The organism is Aliikangiella coralliicola, assembly GCF_007004725.1.
Classification (GTDB): Bacteria; Pseudomonadota; Gammaproteobacteria; order Enterobacterales; family Kangiellaceae; genus Aliikangiella; species Aliikangiella coralliicola.
In genome coordinates this window covers 150,122-160,568 of sequence record NZ_ML660169.1, presented here as the reverse complement: position 1 = coordinate 160,568, position 10,447 = coordinate 150,122, and the positions used below count along the sequence as shown (strand labels likewise).

General features: G+C 42.5%; 5 protein-coding genes. 3 read left to right on the top strand and 2 right to left on the bottom strand.

Going from position 1 to position 10,447, the window contains the following annotated elements:
* Nucleotides 1–159: 159 nt before the first annotated feature.
* Nucleotides 160–2,976, bottom strand: coding sequence for a TonB-dependent receptor plug domain-containing protein (locus tag FLL46_RS21425; protein WP_142933553.1), 2,817 nt, complete (start codon nucleotides 2,974–2,976; stop codon nucleotides 160–162).
* A 702-nt stretch (nucleotides 2,977–3,678) separates the two neighbouring features.
* Here FLL46_RS21425 and FLL46_RS21420 point away from each other — a divergent pair.
* The 3 genes from FLL46_RS21420 to FLL46_RS21410 all read left to right on the top strand — a co-directional run bounded on the left by FLL46_RS21420 (nucleotide 3,679) and on the right by FLL46_RS21410 (nucleotide 9,960).
* On the top strand, nucleotides 3,679–5,796 hold the full coding sequence (locus FLL46_RS21420; protein ID WP_142933552.1) for a winged helix-turn-helix domain-containing protein: 2,118 nt from the start codon (nucleotides 3,679–3,681) through the stop codon (nucleotides 5,794–5,796).
* Nucleotides 5,797–6,206: 410 nt separating this feature from the next.
* Nucleotides 6,207–7,427: a hypothetical protein gene (locus tag FLL46_RS21415; RefSeq protein WP_142933551.1), complete on the top strand. Its 1,221-nt coding sequence runs from the start codon at nucleotides 6,207–6,209 to the stop codon at nucleotides 7,425–7,427.
* 289 nt (nucleotides 7,428–7,716) lie between these two features.
* On the top strand, nucleotides 7,717–9,960 hold the full coding sequence (locus tag FLL46_RS21410; protein WP_142933550.1) for a S8 family serine peptidase: 2,244 nt from the start codon (nucleotides 7,717–7,719) through the stop codon (nucleotides 9,958–9,960).
* Nucleotides 9,961–10,100: 140 nt separating this feature from the next.
* Here the strand turns inward: FLL46_RS21410 and FLL46_RS21405 are convergent, their stop codons facing one another.
* Nucleotides 10,101–10,358 carry a TonB-dependent receptor gene (locus FLL46_RS21405; protein WP_142933548.1) on the bottom strand — a complete coding sequence of 86 codons (258 nt, stop codon included), beginning with the start codon at nucleotides 10,356–10,358 and terminating at the stop codon, nucleotides 10,101–10,103.
* Nucleotides 10,359–10,447 lie beyond the last annotated feature (89 nt).

The following is a 10,447-nucleotide window of genomic DNA, read 5'->3' as shown; positions in this document are numbered from 1 at the left end:
CAAAGAAAAGGCAGCACACATCAATGAGACAACGTAAATTCCCTTTTTAGTAAGAGTAGGGTAAATACAAAGGAATAAAAAAGTTGGACAAGAAAAGTCTAGTGAATTCTCCGCCCAACTTATCGTTTTTTTAGAAACAGATATTTTTATAAACAGAATTTAAAATGATGCAATTGCTCGAATATAATAAAAACGCTGAATTAAGTCGTAACTATACAAGTCAGTATTTCGACCGTCACGATAAATAACCGGTGCGCCTTTATCAAACACGTTGTTAATACCAAAAGTGACCTTAGTGTCTAGCTCATTAAAATGGTAACTAAACTGCATATCTGTTTTGCTGTAGTCTCCAATGTCTCGCTCACTGACAAAGTTAGGATTATCTTCATCACCTAAGTCACCGGGATCTTCAGTAACATTGCTCATATATCGAGTGCGTATACTGGCACTCATGTTATTCCTGGACCATTTCAATCCCAGGGTCGCCCGAAACCGAGCAAAATTGCCGATACCATTTCCTCTTGGTTCATAAGTGCCGAGTGGTTCGACAACAGTTGAGGGATCGCCGAGTACTTGTTCGTTGCGCCATTCTTCAGTATAAGTTGAATCGAAGTCGAAACCGATCTTACCGAGAGATGTATCGGTTAAATAATGAAATCCAAAATCAACTCCTTTGGTATTTAACAAACCCAGGTTACCAATTTGGCGATTAATATTAGTAATATTTCCGCCGGCGTCACGAGTAATCTTGTCGCAGTAAAGTTCAGCTGCACTATGACAGGAATTTAAAATCGTATCTTCACTGGTTGTTCCCAGTAAATCCTCTAGTTCAATCTCCCATCCATCGACGGTAAAACTTGCGCCTTCCAGCCAGTCTGGACTATAAACAAAACCGTAGGTTGTCACGTGACCTTGCTCTGGTTGCAGGTTTGGGTTTCCGCCGCGTGATGCAGGCACGCGCGAATCTTGTTGAACGTAATCGGCGGGTACGTCTTGACAAAATGTCGAGCCGCCGGCGCCGTCACAAGGGTCGCTCACTTCGCTTGAGTTGATGCTAATTCCACTAAATAAATTTGAAATTGTCGGTGAGCGGAAAACTTCGGAATAGGTCGCACGTACTAACCATTCATTTGAGGGGCGAGATTCAATGCCCAGTTTAGAGTTGGTGGTTGAGCCAAAAGTGCTATAGTCAGAATATCTGCTGCCCAGTGACACATCGAGTAAGCTTTCAAATATCGGAAAATAAAATTCAACGTATAAGTCATCCTGTTCATAGCCTCCAGACTCGCCAGAACCTCCGCCGTCGGTAATCAAGTTATTTTCTTCCAGATAGGAAACCTTATCCTCGCTGTCAATAGCACGGTGTTCTACGCCTGCGGCAAATTGCAATGTACCTGCGGGCATATCGACGATACTGCCTGTGATGTTAAAATTTATTTCCTGGGAGGTGAACCAGGAAGTGCTGGAATTATGTTTGACAACTAAATCTTGGATTGCCTCTATTTCTTCGCTGGTAAGGCTATCATAGTCAGTAAAAAAATTAACCGGCGTGCAATTATCAATAACATTAGCTGCGTCCACGCCGCAACGCCAAACTCCATCTGCATCTTGAAATGCAGGCCCTAATGCATTGGCTGTTCGTTGCCGATCAAATTGTCCGAAAGCTGAAGTTTCTGATTTTGACTGGCCCCAGGTAAAAGCGGAACTCCAGGTCCAGTCATCACCAATACTTCCTTCCAAACCCGTTGTTAACTGAAATCGGTGTGTATCAGTTTCGGCATATCTTTCTCCCGCGGCCTCGGGGCGATAGCGCCAAGTGAGATCGGTGTTAAAAACATTATAGGGATTTGATGCTGATATTATTCCCGGGATAAAACTACCGCCACTTGAGCCGTTATTAAGTGGATTTTCCGCGAGTTGACGCGCTGCATTGGTAAAGGAGAAAACCGCGTCGGTAAACCAGTTAATGTCGCCAACAAGCGACTTGCGAGAGTCGAGAAAAAACGCCAGACGTTCCTGGGGGGTTAACGCAAATTCTGACACTAAAAAATTATATTCGTCGTTGCCAAAAATGAGTTCTCCATCGCCGTCGCCTTGGGGAATAAAGCAACGATAATCATTGATATCGCGGCCGGAACGACCGTCAATTCGCGTAAATCGATCGCTGATGCAACTGGAATTATCAAATCCGGTCGGGTAATTGGCATTGGGGTCATTGTTCGTATCATATCGGCCCCAGCGACTTCGGGAAGAACCGTCGTTAGAGATTTCGCCGTTGAATAATTTTAAACGTTGATCCAATACTTCTCGATCAATCGCTCTAATTTCATCGCGTTTGTTATAGCTAACACCCCAGATAATATTCGAGTTTGAGGTTGATGTTCCGCTGATTACCGATACCGATGATTCGGCCCCGTCATCTCTAGAAGAAATACCGTATTGCGCAGAGATTTCGACGCCGTCAAAGTTCTTTTTGGTGATATAGTTAATGACGCCGCCGATGGCGTCAGAGCCGTAAATTGCCGAAGCGCCGTCTTTTAAAATATCGATACGTTCTAAAGCGGAGACTGGTATCGCGTTGACATCTCCGGTGACGAAGCGACGACCGTTCAATAAAATCAGTGTTCGCCCTGAACCTAACCCCCTGAGAGAAACTGAAGTTCTCCCCGTTCCTCCACCGTTATTCACTTGTGGGCTTGTACCGGCGCCGGAAATGTTAGGTAAAGAAACCATTAGCTCTCCAATCGTGACCGCACCGGAATTAATCAGTACGTCTTTATCGATGACTAAAACAGGGGAGGCGGTTTCTATCTGGGTACGATTAATTCGGCTGCCGGTGATAATGATGCGTTTTTCTTTATCTTCAACTTCTTCTGCGAAGCTCATTTCTGAGTAAGGTACTGCTGCGAATGTCGTAGAAATTAGGGTTAACGCGGCGCTATCTTTCATTAATTTCGTTTTATTTTTATGTTTCAAAGCATCACTCCTAAAACGATTTATTTTCGTTTTGTTGTTTTTTTGATTTAGTTATTTTTCTAAAGCTCAATGGAGCTCAAAATTGCAAATCCTCTTTTAATTGTGTTGATACGCAAATTTCGAGACTGTCAGGTTCCCCCGCTGTTATGAATGTGAATAAATATAAGGCTGTTTTTATTATGATCTTTTAAAAGAGTTCGAATGATTCCTAAGTACTGATAAATAAGTACTGATAATAAGTACTGATAAGAAACGGTTTCCAACTCATTTCAAATGACCCTTCGATGGTTGTAAAAGATTGGTTACTCTGGCGCAATATTGCCTGCCTCTTTTTACTCTCCTTTATTTATCTATTTAATCTCTGTTTATTATTTTTAATAAAATCAAAAGGTAAGAGCGTTGGTTTGAATTGACTGAATGTCAGGTAAAAATATTTCGGCGGGTTGGTGATTCCTGAATTTAAACCGGTTGTAATTGAATTTTTATTGAATAGTCGGCGGAAATATCGATTTTTTGTTAGAGGTCTAATCAGTAGATAGCAAGTCAGGAATTTTAAGAAAAATGTCGCTTTTTTTGAATTGAATATAAGGTATATTATTAAAGTCGTAAAAACTTGGAGATATTAAAAAGTTTCTTAGTTGAAATTTAGGTTGGGAAAAGCATTAAAGTCAAAAAATAATAAAATTGATTGGGGAATTGGCAATGCAATCTGATACACCTTTTAAACTGGGCCAGTTTACTGTAAATCCACGTGAATATCTTATTGAAGCATCAGATGATAAAAAAAACTCATTGCAGCCGAAATTTATTGAAGTTCTGGTTTATCTCGCAACGAAATACCCACACCTGGTTGGTCGGCGGGAATTAATCGAAAATGTTTGGGATGGCAATCACTATGTCGGTGAAAAAGCGCTGACAAATGCGATTTGGAATCTTCGACAAGAATTAAAACAAGGTGATGATCAATTGATTGAAACAGTTCGTAAGATTGGTTATCGCTTGTCAATCAAACCAGAGTTCTTGTCTCAGGAAAATAAACCTGATGAACAGCCTGTCGAGCAATTTCAGTTAAGTCAATTATTGAATTGGAAGCGATTTTCTTTAGTATTATTTCCAGTTTTTGTTATCGCTTTTTCTATATTTTACTTTGTTCATGCCCTTCAAGGAAACGCGCCGGTTAAAATTAGTTCAGTCACAACAGAGCCTGGTCGAGAGGTTTTCCCTGCCGTTTCCCCTGATGGTCGTTACATTGTTTATGCCACACGTCTTATTAGCCGCAAGTTTGATTTACACCTCAAAGATTTGTCGCAACCTGATCTATTGCCGAGGCAGCTAACCTTTAGTTCAGAAGGTGAAGGACGACCAGTATGGGGAGCGAAAGGCGAGAAGATTTATTATGTCAGAAAGTCATGGGATTATACTCGTTGCGAAGTGATGCAGATGACATTGGTGACGGCTGAGCAAAAAGTGATTGGTTTATGCCCAGGCCACGAAAATTTTTCTATCTCAATATCCGGTGATGGAAAAGTTTTAGCGTATACTGGAATCAGTGAAGGTTATTCTAAATCTGGAATTTATTTTTTAGACTTAAGCAATCCAGAAGCTAAACCTCAACGATTCTCCTGCGGTAACGAATGTACTTATAGTGATCGAGATTTTGCGTTTTCGCCTGATGGGAAATTTATTGCGGTCACTCGTCGTGAAGAATCCTTAGTCGAAGATATTTTTCTGGTAGAGCTTCAAACTAGAGAGTCACGTCAACTTACCTTTGGTCAGGGCGATATTAGAGGTCTCGCATGGCATCCCGACGGTAAGAGAATCGTATTTGGTAGTGAAAATTTTGGTGCTCGCGAAGGGTATGTGATCTCTCTGGATGATAACAAGATTACACAACTCAATATTCCGGGATTCAGTTATCCTAGTTTCTTTCCTAACAGCCATGAAGTTGTCTTTCACAGTTGGCAGGTATTATCACACATCTCTTACCTGTCGTTGTTAGAAGTTGTGGCAGCGACGCCTTTTCCTTTGGTTCAATCTGAATTTAATCACGGCAGCCCACATTATTCGCAACGAGCCAACCGTTTGGTTTATGTTTCGAATGAATCTGGTTATAACGAAATTTGGAGTTCCGCAGTTGATGGTAGTCAACGAAAAAAATTAACCAATATGAAAACCAACTTGTCTTCTCCGAGGTGGTCATACGATGGTGAGTCGGTTGCTTTTCTCGGACCTAAAAAAGAGAGGTTGGGTGATAATTTATATGTTCTGAATGTTAAGACTCGTAGTATCAAAAAATTAGTTTCGCCATTTAATGAACATTATCGTCCATCCTGGCGCCGAGATGATAGTGCTGTTATCGCGGCTGCGTCACAAAATAATGAGTCAAAACTTTATGTGTTTTCCTTAGATGGAAGCAACCCAAAAAGTTTGGGTAACAGCTCTGCAGTTTTTGCAATCCAGGCAACAGATAACAGTGTTTGGTTTACGAAAGGGCGTAATCAGGGGTTATGGCGTTTTAATCCCGAGAAGCCTGATGATGAGGCTGAGCGAGTGTTGAGTGGAGAGCAGTTTGGCGTACGCTACAACTGGACAATTACCGAGCGAGGACTCTATTATCAATTTGATCAAATTGATCATCACCGGATTAATTATTATGACTTTAACAGCAAAAAAGTGACTCCGTTAGTCAAGTTTCCCACCAGAACATTAGATCGATTTGGCTCGATCACTTATATTCCAGAAGAAGAAAAAATTGTTTTTACTCGGTCAGAATATCCGCAAGTTGACATCAAACGTCTTGATCACCCTATACTCCATTAAGGCGTTACGCTGCTAAGTGACGCTTCATCGGACAACTCGATAATTAAGAAAATGACTTGAAGCAGGTTAAAGTTTGCTTCAATATATCGGTGACTCTAATTATTGGGGCATGAGATTCTCGAAAAATAGGGGAAGAGGAACTGATCAAAAGTCGATTCATTCGCTAATCAGTGGTAACCTCCCCCGAAAAATACACGGTCACACTAAATATAAAATCTACTAATAATGACTAGAATAAAGTTGAACAGATGTTTCCGGGTAATGGCCTTTGTTGATTTGAGTCAACTTTGTAAGAAAAATGATCAGAACTATTCAATAATCAATGTACTAAACTGTCAGAGCATTAAATAGCCAAACTGAACAATAACTATAGCTAATGAATAGTCAATTATCGATAGGGTTGCTGAAATATGGGAAGAGATGATTTAGCGGAAGTTGAAGCTCGTGGTGAAAATATTCGAGCGTTGCTAAAACAAATATTGGTTTTTATTCCTAGAACTGCTCAATCAATTTCTGGTTTTGGGGATTTCTGCGGCCTCAATTTTTCGACTAGTCGTCGTTTTGTTAAAGCACTCACTGAATCTAAATCTGGCGTGGATACTGCGCTGACATTGCCTGGTCCTGATGGTTTGGAAAAAATCGGATTAGCCCTAAATAGCAAGCTACAAAACCCTGAGATTGAGCGCCTGTTTGTGCTATTGGTAGAGCAATTTCAAGATCTCATTTTAACCTACGCAAGAAGTCATGCTGAGTTGAAAAGAAATCTTTCCACCCTGGTGGCGCAAGATGGCCAGAGTGATGGCGATAAAGCAAATGAGATCAGAAAGCAGTTGTTTCAGGAAAATGCTAGCTTAATTGGAGAATCGGTTGAACACTATTTGAGTATTCATTGTGTCAGTGAAAATGAGTTGAGTAATAATTATGTTAGTAATCTGGTGATTGCTGGCTGCAGAAATGTCGGCCTCGCCCACGGCGCTCGACCTTATTTACAATCTTTTGGGGAGCATACTGGGCCGGTTAAATTATCAGAGCCTCAATTTTTAAGAGGCGTTAATTATTCACCGCTGGCACCCGATCAAAGTAGTGAATTTGTCTTAAAGCACTTCAGCCAATCGAACATTGAAGCCTACTATTCAGGCATCGATAAAAGCGGTAGTGCGATTGTGTTTTCTCCACCGTCAAACCAGTCCAATTATTTCAGTTTTACTTGTGGCCGATACGAGCCAAAGTATTTGTCACATCCTGATAATAGTAACTCGCTGGTCACCTCCCACAGCATCGTTTGTCGATCGCCGGGCAAACGGTTAACCCTGATTGTGTTGTTAGCAAATAACCTGGCCAAAAAATGTCTCGCCAAATCGGGCTGTTATCCAAGCAGTGTTAAGAGCGATGAAATCATTAAGACAAATAGTGAAGCCAGGTTTGAACAGCTGATGACCGGTCCAGATGTGAGGTTATTTAATCCTGTTTCCCATGATCTTGATAAAACTTTGAGGATTAACGGCGTTAACGAGATTCTGCGCTCGGCTATGAAGTTGCAGGCCAGTGCGCTTGAGGACTACGCTGGCTATTACATTGACGTTGATTATCCTGCCTGGTTGTCCACTTACAATCTTGGTTTTGAGTTTTAGCTGCGGTATTAGTCGAAAATTCTCAATGACCCGGAGTTCAGGTTGATTAGAATTGTTCCAAATTTACCGGTCGAGTGCTGGTTTCACTAGTCGTCAATTACACCTTATTCCAAAATTATATCGATAAGAGATTGCTTGCCTGTTGCGATCAAGTAACAGTTAAACTAATATTTTATTGCCCTTAGGTGTATCTGAGACGATTCTGTGTATATTGAGTTTGAGTGAAGTCCAGGAGTGAGTGCATTCGTTAAAAATCAATACTCTTAATACATACCAGGAGTGACAATCTATGAAAAATAAGAACGAAACAAATAGTGATAGAGCGGTAGGTTTTAAATCATTTAGCTTAGTGGCATCAGCAGTCGCATTGTCTTTCAGTTTTTCTTCTATGGCTGAGCAGGAGCGGCCGTATACGGTATCCAGACAAAATACACAATTGCAGTCTTTTTCGCTGCAAACCCAAAGTTTGATGCAAATGGATGTTCGCAAATTTCAAATTGAAGAGGCCCGAAATACATTATTCGTTGATGTCAGCGATATTGGCGGAAATTTGACCGGTGGGCTTCAGTTATTAGCGCCTGTTTCTTTTGTCACCATGACACCGTCCCAGGCTCAGATGTTAAGAAACATGGGTTATGTCGTAGAACCAGACCATCAGGTGGAACAAGTGATACCTGTCACCGAAGAACAACAGTTGGCAGATGATCCTGGCTGGGGGGTTGCCAAAATCAGAGCGCCGGAAGTGTGGAGTGATGGCTACACCGGGAACAATATTCGGATTTGTATAATTGATGGTGGTGTACAAGCTAACCACCAGGAATTTGCGAATAAAGTGCTCGCACAAAATGCCTGGCTGGGTAGCTTAAGCGCGGACAGTCACGGCACTCACGTCGCTGGAATTGCTGCGGCGCTGGATAACAATGGCGGGGTAGTGGGAGTTGCCCCTGATGCTGATATTCTCAACGCCGATGTATTTAACGGGCCTTTCGTGCAGCAAAGTACATTCATGGAAGCGCTTGACTGGTGTGTTGATCAGGGCGCTCGTGTCGTTAATATGAGTTATGGTGATCCAAATGTCACGAACAGTAATTATGAGTCGGCTCACCAGGCTGCATACGATGCTGGCGTTGTTCTGATTGCGGCATCAGGTAACGATGGCAATGGCAACTCACCTAAATACCCGGCTGCTTTTTCAAGTGTGGTTGCGGTTAACCAGAGTAATTCAAATGATTCACTCACTGGCGTTGGACAAAATGGTGAAATTACTGCGCCTGGCGCGAATATTTATTCGACCGATCTTGGCGGCGGTTATTCAACCAAAAGTGGCACTTCCATGGCGTCTCCTCATGCGGCTGGTGCCGCTGCGCTGATTTTAAGTGCTAATTCTAATTTGAGTCCTTTGCAAGTTCGTCAGGCGTTAGCCAATACTGCGGTTGATATCGGTAGTCCCAACATGGCCGGAGCTGGTCGTATTGATGTGAAAGCGGCTATCGATTCTCTAACCGGTGGCGGCAATGCTCCTCCAACCGCCTCCTTTACCCAAAGCTGTAATCAACTGGCTTGCAATTTCGATGGGGCAGGTAGTAGCGATAGTGACGGCAGCATCACAAGTTACGCCTGGAATTTTGGTGATAATAGTTCCGCTAGTGGTGTAGCGCCTGCGCACAATTATGCATCGGCGGGCACTTACATCATCACTTTGACCGTCACAGATAATGACGGGGCGACTAACAGTACTTCTCAGTCAGTAACCGTTGCTACTGACGGCGGAGGAAATGAAGGTGAACTAAAAGACGGGGATGCCGTCAACATCAATTCTTTGGCACAAAATATGTGGCAGCGGTATTACTTTGATAATGATGGCAACTACTCGCAGTTCACCGTGACCACGGCTGCTAATAATGGTGATGCTGATCTTTACGTCAGTTTTGACACTGAGCCGACCACGCAAAGTTACGACTGTCGCGGTTATACCTCATCGAGTAATGAAACTTGCACCATCAACAATTTGCAGACGGGGCGTTATTACATTGGCGTTCGTGCTTATGCAGCGACAAACAATATCACGGTGAGTTTGGCGGCAGAGGTCGATAATGGCAGTGGAGAAAACGAAGCGCCAACGGCTTCCTTTAGCCAAAGTTGTAACCAGTTGGCGTGCAATTTTGACGGTAGTGGAAGTTCCGATTCTGATGGCAATATTGTGAGTTATAGCTGGAATTTCGGGGATAACAATACTGCTTCAGGTATTTCTCCGTCACACACTTTTACGTCGGCGGGCAATTACACCGTTACCCTGATAGTGACGGATGACGATGGAGCAACTCATTCGGCTTCTCGCATTATTACGGTGACTTCTGATGGTGGCGGAACTTGCAGCGAACCTGCATGGAATGCGACCTCAACCTATACGCAAAATCAACGGGTGAGCTACAACGGTCGAATTTACCGCAGCACTCAATGGTGGTTTAACACTGGCAACAATCCTGAAACCTCGCCTGATTGGTGGGCTGATGAAGGGGCTTGTACTTTATAAATTACTGTCAAAAGTTTTGAACTTGTTTTACCTGTAGGCCCACCCGCTTTTTGGGAAAAGTCTGATTAGCATTTCCTCTCCCTAGCTGATGTTAATTAGACTGGGCTTTTTTTAAAGCTGCATCAAACAAAACATTCACTTCAAAATCGGAAATTAAATCCTAATTTCCACCAGCGACCGGTTTGAGGATAGGGAACTACCGTTGTTCCTCCCTGAAACCATTTTTTGTCGAACAGGTTTTGAACATTGAAAGTGAGGTTTAGCTGGTTAAGCGGTAGTTCCCAGCGCAGGTTTGCATTAAACAGGTAGACACTATCAAGGCGATTATTCGGCAAGGGAAATTCGACCCCTTGAGCTGGAAAATTGTCGCCTGCTAAGTTAATTGGCGATAAGTCCATTCCTGTTCGAGACCGGTAGTGTTTAGTTTTCTTGTGCTGCTGTAAAAAGGTTGATCGGGTGACGCATTATTGTCACGAAAAACAACATT